Below are 13,787 nucleotides of genomic sequence, written 5' to 3'. Positions count from 1 at the left end.
CCGCCCGGCGTGGTTGGGGCGGGTTGTTACCGGTCCGCGCGGCCGACTAGGGTCAGCGGGCCTTGGTGTTCGGGAAACCGGTGAGAAACCGGTGCGGCCCTCGCCACTGTGATCGGGAAGTCCGGCTCCACTCCTGCGGGAAAGCCACTGGGCTGCGCGGGAGGTTCCGCGCTGCCCGGGAAGGCGGAGCATGGACGTCAACCCGTGAGCCAGGAGACCGGCCGGGGCGCGTTGTCCATCCACGAGGTGCTGGAGAGGTCTCCCTACTCATGCATATAGCCGAGGGGTTCCTGCCCCCTTTGCACGCGGTCGCCTGGGGCGCCGTGTCCGCCCCCTTCGTCGTCCACGGCGTCCGCTCGCTCACCCGCGAGGTGAAGGCCAACCCCGAGAGCACGCTGCTGCTCGGTGCGGCCGGAGCCTTCACTTTCGTCCTGTCCGCCCTGAAAATCCCTTCGGTGACCGGCAGTTGTTCACACCCCACGGGCACCGGGCTCGGGGCGATCCTGTTCCGGCCGCCGATCATGGCGGTGCTCGGCACGATCACCCTGCTGTTCCAGGCCCTGCTGCTGGCCCACGGCGGGCTCACCACCCTCGGCGCCAACGTCTTCTCGATGGCCATCGCCGGCCCGTGGGCGGGCTACGCCGTCTACCGCCTGCTGCGGAAGTTCGAACTGCCGCTGATGGTGACCGTCTTCTTCGGCGCCTTCTTCGCCGACCTGGTCACCTACTGCGTCACCAGCGTGCAGCTCGCCATGGCCTTCCCGGACCCGGCCTCCGGATTCGCGGGCTCGCTCGCGAAGTTCGGCGGGATCTTCGCGGTCACCCAGATACCGCTGGCCGTGAGCGAGGGGCTGCTGACCGTCCTGGTGATGCGGCTGCTGATGGCGTCGAGCAAGTCGGACCTGGTCCGGCTCGGCGTCGCCAAGCTGACCTCCCCCCGCACCGGAGAGAAGGCGGCGGCCTGATGAGCGGAATGTCGAAGAACACCAAGATCAACGCCTTGCTCCTGCTCCTGGTGGCGGCTCTGGCCGTCCTGCCGATCGCCCTGGGGCTCGGCGAGGGCAAGGAGGAGCCCTTCGCCGGCGCCGACGCCCAGGCGGAGGCGGCGATCACCGAGCTGAAGCCGGATTACGAGCCCTGGTTCTCCCCTCTTTACGAACCCCCCTCCGGCGAGGTCGAGTCCGCGCTGTTCGCCTTGCAGGCGGCCCTGGGCGCGGGCGTGCTCGCGTACTACTTCGGCGTCCGCAAGGGCCGCCGCCAGGGGGCGGCCGCCGCCGCTGCCGCCACCGCCCCGGAGGCGTAGGCGGGTGCTGCCGATCGACGTGGCCGCGCACAGCAGTCGCTGGCGCGGCCGGCACCCGCTGGAGAAGGCCCTGCTCGGGATCGGGCTGACGGTCACCGCCGTGTGCCTGCCGCCCTGGCCGGGCGGGCCGCTGGTGGCCGCCGCCACCCTCGCCGTGCTGCTCGGCCCGGCGGGGGTGCCCGGCCGGCAGCTCTGGCGGGCCTTCCGGATCCCGCTCGGCTTCTGCTTCACCGGGGCGCTGCCGCTGCTGTTCGCGGTCGGCGGCCCGGCCGGGCCGGTGTCCCTGGCCCCCGACGGCCCCCGCCTCGCCGCCGAACTGCTGCTGCGCACCTCGGCGGCCTCGCTCGGACTCCTGCTGTTCGCCTTCACCACCCCGGTCTCCGACGTGCTGCCCCGGCTGGTGCGGGCCGGGGTGCCGGCCCCGGTGGTGGACGTGGCCCTGGTCATGTACCGGATCGGCTTCCTGCTGCTCGACTCCATGGCCCAGGTCCGCCGGGCCCAGGCGGCCCGGCTCGGCCACACCGGCCGGGCGGCGGTGTGGCGTTCCCTGGCCGGGCTCGCCGCCACCTCCTTCGTACGGGCCTTCGACCGCGCGGCCAAGCTCCAGGCGGGGCTGGCCGGACGCGGCTACGACGGGGCGCTGCGGGTCCTCGTACCGGAGGCGGCCCTGTCGTGGCGCTTCCTGACGGCCACCGCCGGCCTGCTGGCGGCCCTGATCACCCTGACCCTCACCCTGAAGGGGCTCTACTCTTGACGTCCTCCCCGCCCTGAAGAGCGGGGATTCCTAGCTCACTTCGCCTGACACCTAGCAGGTGGCAGGTCTTACAAGATCAGCACTAGCCGGGTTGAGACCAGCCCGGACGAGCATCACGCGGGCGGAGTTCTTGTCCCTGGGGGACGCCGTTCCGCAGGCGGTGCACGTATACGTTCTCTCGGAGAGGGGGAGGCGGTGCTTGGCTCTCGCTCCGCAGTGCGCGCAGTCCATGGTGGTGTGCGCGGGGTGGACAAGGTGCACGGTCCGGTCGTGCTTACGGGCCATCTCGACCAGCGCCGTCTTGGTGGCGCCGATCGCGGCGTCGGCGGCCTTGCGGGTCATGGTGGACTTGGCGAGGAACTTCGGACGGAAGTCCTCCACGGCAAGGTGGTCGAAGTCGCGGACGAGGCGCTTGGCCCACTTGCGGCCGGTGTCCTGCCGCTGGCGGGCGATCTTCTTCGACACCTTCGCCGCCGCCCGCCGGGCCTTCTTGTATCCCTTGGTGTCGGGCTGGTTCTTCGGGGTCCGGCGCCGCGCCATCATCCGTTGGTAGTGCGCGAGCTTCGCGGCGGCCGTCTTACCGTGCTGGGGGTGGGGCAGGTCGTGGGCTTCGCTGGTGGTGGTCGCGGTCTCCTTCACGCCCCAGTCGACACCGATCACAGCGCCGGTCTCCGGCAGGGCCCCGGTCACGGTGGGGACGACGAACGAGCAGTACCAATGTCCGAGGCTGTCCCGGTACACGCGGACGCTGGACGGGGGTTTGGGCAGCTTCCGCGACCACACCACCGTCAGCACGATCCCGCCGGCCAGGTGCAGACGGCCGTCCTTGAGCCGGAACCCGCGTTGCGTGTAGTTCAGCGACGGCGCGGCTTCCCGCTTCCGCTTGATGCGGGGCATCCCCGCCCGCTGCCGCATCGGCAGCTTCGCCTTGATGTCTCCCAGCGCCTTCGCCCGGGACTTCGCGAAGTCCCGGATGAGCTGCTGCTGAGGAACCGACGCGCCCTCGCGCAGCCAGGACATCGAACGACGCGCCTCAGTCAGCATCTTGTCGAGCTGCGCCGGACCACACGTCGCCTTCGACTCGGCGTCCTTGTTGAGGTGGTGGACCTTGCGGGACATCGCCACGGACTCGTTCCACACCCAACGGCACCGCGCCCACTCCCCTTCCAGGGCAGCGAGCGCGTTCGACGAAACGCGAAGCCGGTAGGTGTACCGGGCATGCCCGGACACTTCTTCGGCCATCGCTGCTGTCGTCATGTCCGGAAGCTAACACCCGCCACTGACAACGGAAGAGAGTGCAGGTCAGAACAGATGCGCAGAGAACTCCGCCGCTTCGCGGCTCCGCTCCAAGGACCCATTCCTCGCCGGGCTGAAGCCCGGGGCATCCTGGGAGAAATCAGGTGAACCCGTCGCTGAACCCGGTGGTGGAACTGTCCGGCGCGGGCTACGCCTACGAGGACGGCCCGGCGGTCCTGACCGGCGTCGACTTCGCCATCGCGCCGGGCCGGGCGCTGGCCCTGCTGGGCCGCAACGGCAGCGGCAAGACCACGCTGATGCGGCTGCTGAGCGGCGGGCTGCGGCCCGGTTCGGGATCGCTGTGGCTGGACGGCACGGAGGTTTCGTACGACCGGGCCGGCCTGACCCGGCTGCGCACGTCCGTCCAGTTGGTGGTGCAGGATCCCGACGACCAGTTGTTCGCGGCCTCGGTCGAACAGGACGTGTCCTTCGGCCCGATGAACCTGGGGCTCCCCGCTCCGGAAGTCCGCGCCCGCGTGGACTCCGCCCTCGCCGCGCTGGACATCACGCCGATCCGGGACCGCCCCACGCACCTGCTCTCCTACGGCCAGCGCAAGCGCGCGGCGATCGCGGGGGCGGTGGCGATGGCTCCGCGGGTGCTGATCCTGGACGAGCCGACGGCCGGCCTGGACCCGGACGGCCAGGAGCGGCTCCTCGACGTCCTCGCGGGGCTCCGCGCCTCCGGCACGACGGTGGTCATGGCCACCCATGACGTGGACCTGGCGGTCCGCTGGGCCGACGACGCGGCGGTCCTGACCCCGGCGGGCATCCGCTTCGGCCCGGCCGAGCCCCTCCTCTCGGACCCGTCCCTCCTCACCTCGGCGGGCCTGCGCCCGGCCTGGTCCCCGGCGGTGACGGCCTTCCTGCGGGCGCGGGGGCTGCTCGACGCGGACGCCCCGGGACCCCGTAATCCGCAGGCGCTGACCGACTGGCGGTAGGTAGGTTCATCCGGGTGCGCATACTCACGGCGACATCCGAGGTGAACTCCCTCTTCTGGGAGGGCGAGGACCTGGTCGACCCCGTCGGCGGCCTGCGCCGGTGGACCCCCGACGGCCGGGAGCACGAGGTCTACCCCCCGCTGGCCTACCGCTTCGACCGCGCCGTCCGCTCCTCTTCGGGGCGCTGGACCGTGCTCTACGTCGAGCGCGGCACCAAGGCCCTCCTGCTGGACGGGACCCGGATCGTGCGCGAGCTGCACCGGAGCTACTACCACGCCGAGGAGTACGACTACCCGGTCGCGCTCGGCACGCTGCCGGACGGCCGGGACGTGCTGGTGCACTGCCCCGACCACTACGACAACCCGGTGCTCGAGGACGCGGCCACGGGCGAGCGGCTGACCCCGCCCGCCCCGTACCCGAACGACGCCTTCCATTCCCGGCTCGCGGTGAGCCCGGACGGGCGACGGGTGCTGTCCGCGGGGTGGGAGTGGCATCCGTTCGGCCAGGTGTGGGTCTTCGACCTGGCCGCGTCCCTCGCCGAAGCCGCCGAACTCGACGGCATCGGCCGGGTGTCCCGGCCGGACGGGCTCGACGGCGAGGTCGTCGCCGCCTGTTGGCTGGACGGGGACCGGGTCGCCGTCGCCACCGGCGAGGAGGCGCTCGACGACGAGGAGGAGCCGGTGGCCCTCGGCCCGCAGGAGATCGGCGTGTGGTCCGCCGCCGGGGAACGGTGGCTGCGGCGGAGCCGGCTCGGCTTCACCGCGGGGACACTGCTCGCCTGTGGCGGGGACCGGGTGGTCAGCCTGTGCGGGCATCCCCGGCTGGTCGACGCGGCGACCGGCGATTTACTGGCCGAGTGGCCCGAGGTCCCGGTGTCGCGCCGGGAGGGCTCGTACGGGGTCACCCACGTCCCGACGCCGGTCGCGGCCCTGCATCCCGACGGGACCCGCCTGGCGGTCGCCGTGCGGAACGGGATAGCGGTCCTGGCGCTCACTCAAACCTAGGATGGCCGCATGTCCCTCCCGCACGCCATCCTTACCGCCCTGCTCGAGAAGCCCTCGTCGGGGCTGGAGTTGACGCGGCGGTTCGACAAGTCGATCGGGTACTTCTGGTCCGCGACGCACCAGCAGATCTACCGCGAGCTGGGCCGGCTGGAGGAGGCCGGGCTGATCCGGGCACTGCCCAGCGAGGGGCCCGTACGGGGGCAGAAGAAGGAGTACGAGGTGCTGCCCGCCGGGAGCGGGGAGCTGGCGCGGTGGGTCGGGGAGCGTCAGGATCCCAAGCCGGTGCGGGATCCCCTGCTGCTGCGCATCCGGGCGGCCGCGGTGGTGGGGCCGCAGGGGCTGGCCGCGGAGCTGCGGCGCCATCTGGAGCTGCACAGGGCCCAGTTGGCCGTGTACGAGGGGATCGAGGAGAAGGACTTCCCGGCCGGGCGGGACTCCGACGAGGACCGGCTGCGGCGGGTCGTGCTGCACGCGGGAACCGGGCTGGAGACCTTCTGGCTGCGCTGGCTGGAGGAGGCCCTCGCCGAGGTGGAGGGCATGACCGCCGGGCCCCGGCAGGCCTGACCGGCAAGATCCGAAAGAGACGGCCCGGGGCCGGCGCGGGGGCTTACTTCTTCAGGGAGTCCCAGAACTCGTCGAAGCTGAGCAGGCCGTCGTCGTTCGAGTCCTTGGCGGCGATCACGGCCTCCGCGACCGGGCCGGTGACGAACGGGTCGCCCATCTCCGCCATCGCCGAACGGAACTCGTCGGCCGTCACGAAGCCGTCACCGTTCACGTCGAACTTGCCGAACGTCGTCCGTGCGCTCTCGATGTCCGCCACTGGGTCCACCCCTTCTTGGTGCTTGTTGACCGGCTCAGGGTAGCGGCACGCCCGGCCCCCTGACTCCCCGGGTCCCGTTCGAGCGGCAGATAGATATTCAATTACCCTTCCGTAGTGCGGAAGCGATAATTCCAGCCAACAATTCAAGCCCCCACTTGTCACGCTCCGGCATCACGGCATAACGTTGCGACATTGCCGCCACACCGGGAGCGCAGGGCTCCCAGGGACAAGCGGCAACAAGGGCGATCACACAGGTGACGATCACAGCTGACGCATCATTCGAAGTTCTGCCCTTCACCCGCACTTGCCACCACATCTGGGAAGACGGCGACCATGTGCTCATCGGAGTGAGTCCTGGAAACAGCTACTTCAGCTCCGAGCGCATATCCAGCCTCGCCCGATGGGCCACGACCCGCTTCGCGCAGGTCGACTTCGTCTACGCAGACCTCCACGTGGACAGGATGTTCGCTGCCTTCGGCTACACCCGGGAACACGCGGAGAAGCGTGCGACGAAGGAAATCAAGGCAGTCCGGCGACGGATTCTCAAGGGTGTGGAGGAATCAGGACCTCCGCACGCCGAGATCCGCGTGAGGGCACTTTCGGAGTTCCAGACGAACCCCGTCTACCAACTTCTGCACCGGCGCGTACTTCATTTCCTGGAGACCGACGACGAATTCCGCAAGGGCTGCGAGGAAATGGCCCTGCACTTTGTCGGCTCCAAGTTGCCGGAAGGTGAATCCATCACCGACGCGCAGTTGCAGGTCTGTTTCGATTACATGTCGGCGGAGCTGCCGTTCTTCATCGACACCCCGAGCATTCTCGACGTGCCGTCCTCCGTGGCGGCCTACCACGTCAAGATGCCGATGACCGACGTCCTCTTCGCGCGCGGTGGGGGACTGCGCGCGACGAGGAACCAGGCGTACGCCGTGGTACGGCCCGAGGCGGCCGAAAACGCGCAGAGCAACCCGAACGACCCGAGCACGCACACGAACACGAACACGCACGCGAACACCGCACCAACCGAAGGGACCGTCGATGAGCGTCGAGCAGCTTGAGGGCACCGGACAGACCGCCGAGCCCCTCATCGACTTCCCCCTCTCGCGGCGCGGTGACGTGCTCCCCGAGGAGTGCACCTGGCTGCGCGAGAAGGCGCCGGTCGCGAAGGTCCGCACCCTCACCGGGGACCCGGCCTGGCTGGTGAGCAGCTACGCGCTGGCCAAGCAGGTGCTGGAGGACGAGCGCTTCAGCCTCAAGGACACGGCCAACGCCGGCGTCCCGCGCCAATACGCGCTGACGATCCCGCCCGAGGTCGTCAACAACATGGGCAACATCAACAGCGCCGGACTGCGCAACGCGGTCATGAAGGCGCTCAACCCGCGCCAGAAGGGGCTCCAGGACTGGCTGCGCGCGAAGGCCGGCGAGCTCATCGACCAGCTCGTCGCCGAAGGGGGGCCCGCCGACCTGCGGGCCGGGTTCGCCGACCCCTTCTCGGCGGCCATGCACTGCCAGGTGCTGGGCGTGCCGTTCGAGGACTGGCGGCGGCTGATGTCGGGGCTGGACGTCGCGTTCATGACCGCGCGCGAGCCGTTCGCCGACTCGGCGCTCAACTGGTACAAGGACGTCGGCTACTTCGAGGAGCAGCTGAGGCTCCAGCTCGCCCTGCCTGCCGAGGAGCGTACGGGGCTCCTCGGCAAGTTCGCCGAGCTGAAGGAGGCGGACCCGGAGTCGGCGCACCTCACCGACGACATGTTCGCCACGGTCGCCGTCTCGCTCTTCGGAGCCGGCGCCGTCTCCACCTCCGCGTTCCTGACCCTGGCGGTCCTGGCGCTCCTGCAGAAGCCCGAGCTCATCGGGTACCTGCGCAAGCACCCGGAGCGCATGGGCAAGGCCGTGGACGAACTGCTCCGCTGGAACCTGTCCGTGGGCGACGGCCTGCCGCGCCTCGCGATGGCGGACATCCAGGTCGGCGACGTGCTGGTCAAGGAGGGCGAGCTGGTCCTGGTCCTGCTGGAGGGGGCCAACTTCGACCCGGAGGCCTTCGAGAACCCCGACGAGCTGGACCTGGGGCGCGCGAGCTCCAACGCCAACCTCGCCTTCGGGGCCGGCCGGCACTTCTGCCCGGCTTCCGCGCTGGGCCGGGCGCACGCCGAGATCGCGCTGGAGGTGCTGGTCGAGCGGCTGCCCGAGCTGCGTCTCGCGGTGCCGGCGGAGAACCTCGTCTGGCGGACCGGCTTCATCAAGCGGCTTCCCGAGCGGCTCCCCGTCGCCTGGTGAGGAGGCGTCGGTGAGCGGTTGAGAGTGCCCCGGGAGCTGTGCGAGCTCCCGGGGCACGGCCGTTTCCCGCGCGCTCGCGCGCTCGCGTCCTACCGGAAGATGCCGGTGTGGCCGAGCGAGTAGCGGCCGGGCTGCGGGTAGACGGCGAGGCCGTGCGGTCCGCCGCCCACCGGGATCTTGGCGAGCTGCTTGCCGGTGGTGGTGTCGATGGCGTACACCTCGGAGTTGTAGCGGCCCGAGAGCCACAGCACCTTGCCGTCGGCGGAGACCCCGCCCATGTCGGGGCTGCCGCCTTCGGGCAGCTCCCACTTCTTCGTCAGCTTGTTCTGCGTGAAGTCGAAGACGGAGACGGATCCTTCGCCCCGGTTGGAGACGTACATCTCCTTGGAGTCCCGGCTGACGTACAGGCCGTGGCAGCCCTTTCCGGTGGGCAGGAGCTTGGGGGTCTCGAACTTGTCGCCGCCGAGCACCCACATGCCGTGCGCCATCATGTCCGCGACGTAGAAGGTCTTTCCGTCCGGCGAGACCTTGACGTCCTGCGGCATCGCGCCCTCGAAGGGCAGTTTCTGCTGGGCGACGACCTCCATCTTCTCGGTGTCCACCTTGAGCAGTTCACCGGAGAACTCGCAGCTCACGATGAAGTAGCGGCCGTCCGCGGAGAAGTCCGCGTGATTGACGCCGAAGCAGGTCACCGGGACGGTCTTCACGCGGTCCATCGTGTGCGGATCGCGGAAGACCAGTTCCTTGTCCATCGAGGCCATGACCACCGCGTACTTGCCGTTGGGCGTGAAGTACAGGTTGTACGGGTCGTGCACCTCGACGGGCTTGCCGGCCTCGCCGGTGGCCGGGTTGATCGGGGTGAGCGTGTGGCCCCGGTTGTTGTTGACCCAGAGGGTCTTCATGTCCCAGGAGGGGACCACGTGCTGGGGCTGGACGCCGACGGGGATGGTGTCGATGACCTTGTACGTCACCGGGTCGATGACGGACACCGTGTTGGAGTTGGTGTTCGGCACGTAGACGCGGGACGGGAAGTCCTTGACCACCGGGGAGAGCTTGTTCGGCCGGTCGGCCGCGTACACGTCGTTGGGATCGAGGAGCGGCGGCATTCCGGCCAGGCCCGGGGGCGCGGCCGGTACGGCCTTGACGGGCGCGGCGGGCCCCTTCGTGCCGAGGGCCTCGGCGGGTCCCTTGTCGGTCGATCCGCAGCCGGCCAGGGCGGCGAGGACCAGACCGGCCAGCAACGCGGTGGCCTTCCGGGGAAGGCGGGTGGTCGTCATGGGGTCAGCAGCTCCGTGGTGGTCACCGCGCGCAGTTTGAGGCGTGCGAGTTCTTCGAGGAGGGGTGGCATCGCGTCGACCGTGTCCGCGTAGCCGAAGTGCAGGCTCACCACCGATCCGCCTTGGATCGTGCCGGTGACGGTGCGGATGACGGCCGCGGCACCGGGCGAGGTGAAGTCGAGGGAGTCCACGTCGTACGAGAGGACGTGCGGGTAGCCCGCCCGCTGGGCCAGTTTTCGCACCAGGGGGGTGGCGTACTGGGTCTGGGACGGGCGGAACCAGGTCCCGATGGACCCGGTCAGCCGTTTGAGCCGGTCGGCGCAGCCGGTGATCTCGGCGTACGCCTGCGCCTCGGGCATGGCGTTGATCGCGAGGTGGCGCTGGGTGTGGTTGCCGAGCTCGTGGCCTCCGTCGAGGATCCGGCGGGCCATCTCCGGGTGGGCGTCGAGCCAGGCGCCGATGGCCAGTACGGTGACCCGCGCGCCGGCCCGCTCCGCCTCGGCGAGCACCGCCTTGGCGATGGCGGGGTCGCCGTTGCCGTGGAAGGTGAGCGCGACGCCGGGCCGGCCGCGGGGGCCGTGCCCGATCTCCACGGGCTGGCCGGCGAACCGACGCGGGGCGGGGGCCGCCTTGGCCGGGGCCGGTTTGTCCGGGGCGGCCTTCGCCGGGGCCGCGGGGACCGTCCCGGAAGCGGACGGCCCGGGGGTGGTGCGGGCGTCCGTGCCACAGGCGGCGGTGAGGGCGCCGGCGGCGACCGCCGCGCCGGCACGGAGAGCGGATCGGCGGTCCGGGTAGCAGAGCACCAGCCCATTTAAGGGGTGGATGCCCGTGTAGGTATTGATTGACCCCATTCGGGACCTTCGGCCGAACCGGTGCCGGTCGACCGCTGTCCGCTATGTGATCAACGATTCACTCACAGCGGTTGATATTCATTCACTGTTTACGAGGCTCGTGGCCCATCTCACCTAAGATTTAGGTAGAAAGTCTTAGGATATGCACACTTATGTCCAACTTGGGACTTTTGGCATTTGGTCCCTCGTCTGCCATAGTCGGAACCACGGCTTCCCGTTGACCCGAGCGAAGTCCCTGCCGAGGATCACACCCCCTTCGATCCTCGGCACACCCATGAAACCCCCGCGGCGCCCCACAACGGCGACAGGGGGTTTCTGGCGTTCGGGGGCCGCACTCAGCGGTCGGCCACCCGCATCTCGAACCAGGTGATCTTTCCGCGCGGCAGCAGGTCCGCGCCCCAGCGGTCCGAGAGCTTGTCGACGAGGAACAGCCCCCGGCCGGTGGTGTCCATCTCGTGGACCGGCATCAGGCAGGGCAGCCCGCGCGAGGGATCGCGCACCTCCACCCGGATCCAGCCGCGCCGCCTGAGCATCCGTAAACCGAAGGAGCGGGCCCCCGTGTGGCGGACGGCGTTGCCCACCAGCTCCGAGACCAGCAGGACCGTGTGCTCGGCGACCTGCGGCGAGAGCCCCCACAGGCGTACGACCACGCACTGCGTGAGCCGGCGGGCGGTGCTCGCCGACTCGGGCATCGACGGCAAGGTCACTTCCGCCTCGGCCGGATTCCCGTACAACTCCAGCGCTTTGAGGCCCAGTTCGTCCTCCAGGGCCGCCGTGAGCCGTACGGCGGAAGCGCTGCTGCGCTGCCGCGGCTGTTCCACACCCTCCAGACCCGCCATGCACCCATCATGGAGGGCCGGTACGGCCGTTCGGGCCGTTCCGCAGGAAAAGACCCCCCGGGATCGTGGATTCCGAGGAGTCGTCCTGGCATATGCAATCGGCAACCCGGGGATCGCCGCACCCATCCTGACCTGTGGTGACACACCGCGAAAGACCGGTCACCCAGAGTGGATCACCGTCAGGCCTTAAGGTTGCCTTAAGGCCTGGCTAATCCACCCACAGGGAGGACCTACACGGCCTCCCCTAAAGGAACTTGGCCTTCCCCGGCCCCTCCTCGACGAAGCTGCGCATCCCGCGCTCACGGTCCTCGGTGGCGAACAGGCCCGCGAACCAGCCCCGTTCGATGGTCAGCCCGGTGTCGATGTCGGCCTCCAGCCCCGCGTCCACGCACTCCTTGGCGGCGCGCAGCGCGAGGGCCGGGCCCTGCGCCAGCTTCGCGGCCCACGCGTACGCCTGCTCGTACACCTCGGCCGCCGGTACGACGCGGTCCACGAGGCCGAGGGCCAGCGCCTCGTCGGCCTTGACCATGCGGCCGGTGAAGATGAGGTCCTTGGCCTTCGAGGGGCCGATCAGCCGGGACAGCCGCTGAGTGCCGCCCGCGCCGGGGATCAGGCCGAGCAGGATCTCGGGCTGGCCGAGCTTCGCGTTGTCGCCGGCGATCCGGTAGTCCGCGCACAGGGCCAGCTCGCAGCCGCCGCCCAGGGCGTAGCCGGTGACGGCCGCGACCACGGGCTTGGGGATCCGGGCCACGGCGGTGAAGGCGTCCTGCAGTCCGCGGGACCGCGCGACCATGGCCGCGTGGTCCATCGTCTGCATCTCCTTGATGTCCGCGCCGGCCGCGAACACCTTCTCGCCGCCGTAGATGACGACGGTGCGGACGTCGGCCCGGTCGGTCGCCTCCACGGCGAGCTCGCGCAGCCGGTCCTGGGTGGCGATGTCCAGGGCGTTCATGGGCGGCCGGTCCAGCCGGATGACGCCGACGCCTTCGGAGACTTCGAGAGAGATGGTCATACGGGAAGGTTAGCGCCGGTTAACGGCGGGTGGCCCGGTGCTGTGGGTCACAGCACCGGGCCACCTGACACGGGTCCCCATGAACTCGATGAACTACGTACGGAGCGGGTTTACTTGATCCACTCGGCCCAGTCCATGTTCCAGCCGTTGAGGCCGTTGTCGGGGGCGACGATCTTGTCCTTGGAGTTCTTCACGATGACCACGTCGCCGATCAGCGACTCGTTGAAGAACCAGGCGGCCGGCTGGCTGCCGTCGCCGGCGCCGCGGACGTCCTTCAGGCCCACGCAGCCGTGGCTGACGTTCTCGGAGCCGAACGTGCCGGACGAGGCCCAGTAGTTGCCGTGGACGAAGGTGCCGGAGGTGGTCAGGCGCATCGCGTGCGGGACGTCGGAGATGTCGTACTCCCCGCCGAAGCCGACGGTGGCGCCGTTCATCCGGGTCACCTTGTACTTCTCGCTGATGACCATCTGACCGTTGTACGTGGTCGTCGACGGGGCGCCCGCGGTGATCGGAACGTTCTTGAGCACCTGGCCGTCACGGACCACCTGCATCTGCTTGCTGCCGGCGTCGACCGTGGTGACCTGGGAGCGGCCGATCTTGAAGCTGACCGTGCGGGTCTGCTTGCCGTAGACCCCCGGGCGGCCTTCGACCCCGTCGAGTTCGAGCTTCAGGGTGACCTTGGTGCCCGCCGCCCAGTACTTCTCGGGGCGGAAGTCCAGGCGGTCGTTGCCGAACCAGTGGCCCTCGATCGGGACGGCCGGCTCGGCCGTCACCGAGATGGCCTTCTCGACGGCCTCGGGGTTGGTGATGCCCCGGGAGAAGTTGATCGAGACCGGCATGCCCACGCCGACCGTCGATCCGTCCTCGGGGGTGTACTGGCCGATGAAGGTGTTGGCGGGCGTCAGCGTGGTGAAGGTGGTGTCCTTCGCGGACTCGCGGCCCGCCTCGTCCTTGGCGACCGCGTGCACCTTGTACTCGGTGGCGGAGGCGAGGTTGCGGGCGGGCTCCCAGCTCGCGCCGTCCTCGGCGAGCTTGCCCTCCACCGCGTTGCCCTTGGTGTCGGCGACCGTCACCGTGGTGAGCTTGCCGCCGGTGCTGGTTATCTTGAGGATGCCGCTGGTCGCGACCTCCTTGGCCCCGTCGTCCGGCTTGACGCTCACGACGGCCTTCGACGCCTCGGTACCGGTCGTACCGGTACCTCCGTCTCCTCCACCGCTCCCGCCGGCGCCGCCCCCGTTGCCGCCACCGCTGCACGCGCTGGTGAACAGCAGGGCCGCGCCCAGCAGGAGGGCCGGCAGGCCGGTGCGGGCGCGCCCGCGTATCGGCTGCAGGTTCACGATCGTTCTCCCCATGTCCCCCGCGCACGGACAGTCGCGCGCTTATCGCCAGGAAATCACATGGGGGATCACGAGACAGTAC

15 protein-coding genes and 1 riboswitch are annotated in these 13,787 nt (G+C 69.9%); of the genes, 8 read left to right on the top strand and 7 right to left on the bottom strand.

The window, feature by feature from the left end:
- Window positions 1–46 precede the first annotated feature (46 nt).
- A riboswitch (cobalamin riboswitch) is annotated at window positions 47–240 on the top strand.
- Window positions 241–269: 29 nt separating this feature from the next.
- From AC061S_RS12680 to cbiQ, 3 genes are read left to right on the top strand one after another with little or no spacing between them, the layout of a single operon-like run.
- On the top strand, window positions 270–965 hold the full coding sequence (locus tag AC061S_RS12680; RefSeq protein WP_478686008.1) for an energy-coupling factor ABC transporter permease: 696 nt from the start codon (window positions 270–272) through the stop codon (window positions 963–965).
- An 8-nt stretch (window positions 966–973) separates the two neighbouring features.
- Window positions 974–1,303 (top strand): energy-coupling factor ABC transporter substrate-binding protein, encoded by a 330-nt coding sequence (locus AC061S_RS12675; RefSeq protein WP_478686076.1) that lies wholly within the window; start codon window positions 974–976, stop codon window positions 1,301–1,303.
- A gap of 4 nt (window positions 1,304–1,307) precedes the next feature.
- Complete coding sequence (gene cbiQ / locus AC061S_RS12670; protein ID WP_478686007.1) at window positions 1,308–2,057, top strand: cobalt ECF transporter T component CbiQ; 750 nt, start codon at window positions 1,308–1,310, stop codon at window positions 2,055–2,057.
- Between the two features lie 51 nt (window positions 2,058–2,108).
- Here the strand turns inward: cbiQ and AC061S_RS12665 are convergent, their stop codons facing one another.
- Window positions 2,109–3,314, bottom strand: a complete 1,206-nt coding sequence (locus AC061S_RS12665; RefSeq protein WP_478686006.1) for an RNA-guided endonuclease InsQ/TnpB family protein — start codon at window positions 3,312–3,314, stop codon at window positions 2,109–2,111.
- A 143-nt stretch (window positions 3,315–3,457) separates the two neighbouring features.
- On the opposite strand from AC061S_RS12665, the gene AC061S_RS12660 reads away from it, so the two are divergent.
- The 3 genes from AC061S_RS12660 to AC061S_RS12650 are packed head-to-tail and all read left to right on the top strand — an operon-like array spanning window position 3,458 to window position 5,859.
- The gene (locus AC061S_RS12660; protein ID WP_478686005.1) at window positions 3,458–4,291 is read left to right on the top strand and encodes an energy-coupling factor ABC transporter ATP-binding protein; all 834 of its coding nucleotides are present in this window, start codon (window positions 3,458–3,460) and stop codon (window positions 4,289–4,291) included.
- Between the two features lie 14 nt (window positions 4,292–4,305).
- Window positions 4,306–5,295 carry a WD40 repeat domain-containing protein gene (locus AC061S_RS12655; protein WP_478686004.1) on the top strand — a complete coding sequence of 330 codons (990 nt, stop codon included), beginning with the start codon at window positions 4,306–4,308 and terminating at the stop codon, window positions 5,293–5,295.
- A 9-nt stretch (window positions 5,296–5,304) separates the two neighbouring features.
- A complete protein-coding gene (locus AC061S_RS12650) occupies window positions 5,305–5,859 on the top strand; it encodes a PadR family transcriptional regulator (RefSeq protein ID WP_478686003.1) in 555 nt (184 codons plus the stop codon).
- Window positions 5,860–5,902: 43 nt separating this feature from the next.
- Here AC061S_RS12650 and AC061S_RS12645 read toward each other — a convergent pair whose 3' ends face one another.
- Window positions 5,903–6,115 carry an EF-hand domain-containing protein gene (locus AC061S_RS12645; protein WP_478686002.1) on the bottom strand — a complete coding sequence of 71 codons (213 nt, stop codon included), beginning with the start codon at window positions 6,113–6,115 and terminating at the stop codon, window positions 5,903–5,905.
- Between the two features lie 254 nt (window positions 6,116–6,369).
- Here AC061S_RS12645 and AC061S_RS12640 point away from each other — a divergent pair, with 254 nt between their 5' ends.
- Together AC061S_RS12640 and AC061S_RS12635 are read left to right on the top strand one after the other, a co-directional pair.
- Window positions 6,370–7,170 carry a tRNA-dependent cyclodipeptide synthase gene (locus AC061S_RS12640; protein WP_478686001.1) on the top strand — a complete coding sequence of 267 codons (801 nt, stop codon included), beginning with the start codon at window positions 6,370–6,372 and terminating at the stop codon, window positions 7,168–7,170.
- A complete protein-coding gene (locus AC061S_RS12635) occupies window positions 7,151–8,389 on the top strand; it encodes a cytochrome P450 (protein ID WP_478686000.1) in 1,239 nt (412 codons plus the stop codon). The genes AC061S_RS12640 and AC061S_RS12635 overlap by 20 nt, the downstream gene beginning before the upstream one ends.
- An 89-nt stretch (window positions 8,390–8,478) precedes the next feature.
- On the opposite strand, the gene AC061S_RS12630 is transcribed toward AC061S_RS12635, so the two are convergent.
- From AC061S_RS12630 to AC061S_RS12610, 5 genes are all read right to left on the bottom strand, one after another.
- Window positions 8,479–9,666, bottom strand: coding sequence for a YncE family protein (locus tag AC061S_RS12630; RefSeq protein ID WP_478685999.1), 1,188 nt, complete (start codon window positions 9,664–9,666; stop codon window positions 8,479–8,481).
- Complete coding sequence (locus AC061S_RS12625; RefSeq protein ID WP_478685998.1) at window positions 9,663–10,517, bottom strand: polysaccharide deacetylase family protein; 855 nt, start codon at window positions 10,515–10,517, stop codon at window positions 9,663–9,665. The genes AC061S_RS12630 and AC061S_RS12625 overlap by 4 nt, the downstream gene beginning before the upstream one ends.
- A 335-nt stretch (window positions 10,518–10,852) precedes the next feature.
- A complete protein-coding gene (locus AC061S_RS12620) occupies window positions 10,853–11,356 on the bottom strand; it encodes an ATP-binding protein (protein ID WP_478685997.1) in 504 nt (167 codons plus the stop codon).
- A 244-nt stretch (window positions 11,357–11,600) separates the two neighbouring features.
- Entirely contained in the window at window positions 11,601–12,368 is a 768-nt protein-coding gene (locus tag AC061S_RS12615) for an enoyl-CoA hydratase/isomerase family protein (protein ID WP_478685996.1), read from the bottom strand.
- Window positions 12,369–12,478: 110 nt separating this feature from the next.
- Window positions 12,479–13,720 (bottom strand): L,D-transpeptidase, encoded by a 1,242-nt coding sequence (locus tag AC061S_RS12610; RefSeq protein WP_478685995.1) that lies wholly within the window; start codon window positions 13,718–13,720, stop codon window positions 12,479–12,481.
- Window positions 13,721–13,787: the final 67 nt, after the last annotated feature.

This window comes from Streptomyces sp. CA189, from assembly GCF_056428985.1.
The sequence above is the reverse complement of the archived record's forward strand: the minus strand, read 5'-3'. Positions and strand labels throughout refer to the sequence as shown.

Coding starts and splice junctions, on each gene's coding strand:
- AC061S_RS12665 (WP_478686006.1), bottom strand. CDS start 3,314: ATGACGACAGCAGCGATGGCCGAAGAAGTGTCCGGGCATGCCCGGTAC.
- AC061S_RS12625 (WP_478685998.1), bottom strand. CDS start 10,517: ATGGGGTCAATCAATACCTACACGGGCATCCACCCCTTAAATGGGCTG.
- AC061S_RS12680 (WP_478686008.1), top strand. CDS start 270: ATGCATATAGCCGAGGGGTTCCTGCCCCCTTTGCACGCGGTCGCCTGG.
- AC061S_RS12615 (WP_478685996.1), bottom strand. CDS start 12,368: ATGACCATCTCTCTCGAAGTCTCCGAAGGCGTCGGCGTCATCCGGCTG.
- AC061S_RS12675 (WP_478686076.1), top strand. CDS start 974: ATGTCGAAGAACACCAAGATCAACGCCTTGCTCCTGCTCCTGGTGGCG.
- AC061S_RS12620 (WP_478685997.1), bottom strand. CDS start 11,356: ATGGCGGGTCTGGAGGGTGTGGAACAGCCGCGGCAGCGCAGCAGCGCT.
- AC061S_RS12630 (WP_478685999.1), bottom strand. CDS start 9,666: ATGACGACCACCCGCCTTCCCCGGAAGGCCACCGCGTTGCTGGCCGGT.
- AC061S_RS12610 (WP_478685995.1), bottom strand. CDS start 13,720: ATGGGGAGAACGATCGTGAACCTGCAGCCGATACGCGGGCGCGCCCGC.
- AC061S_RS12650 (WP_478686003.1), top strand. CDS start 5,305: ATGTCCCTCCCGCACGCCATCCTTACCGCCCTGCTCGAGAAGCCCTCG.
- AC061S_RS12635 (WP_478686000.1), top strand. CDS start 7,151: ATGAGCGTCGAGCAGCTTGAGGGCACCGGACAGACCGCCGAGCCCCTC.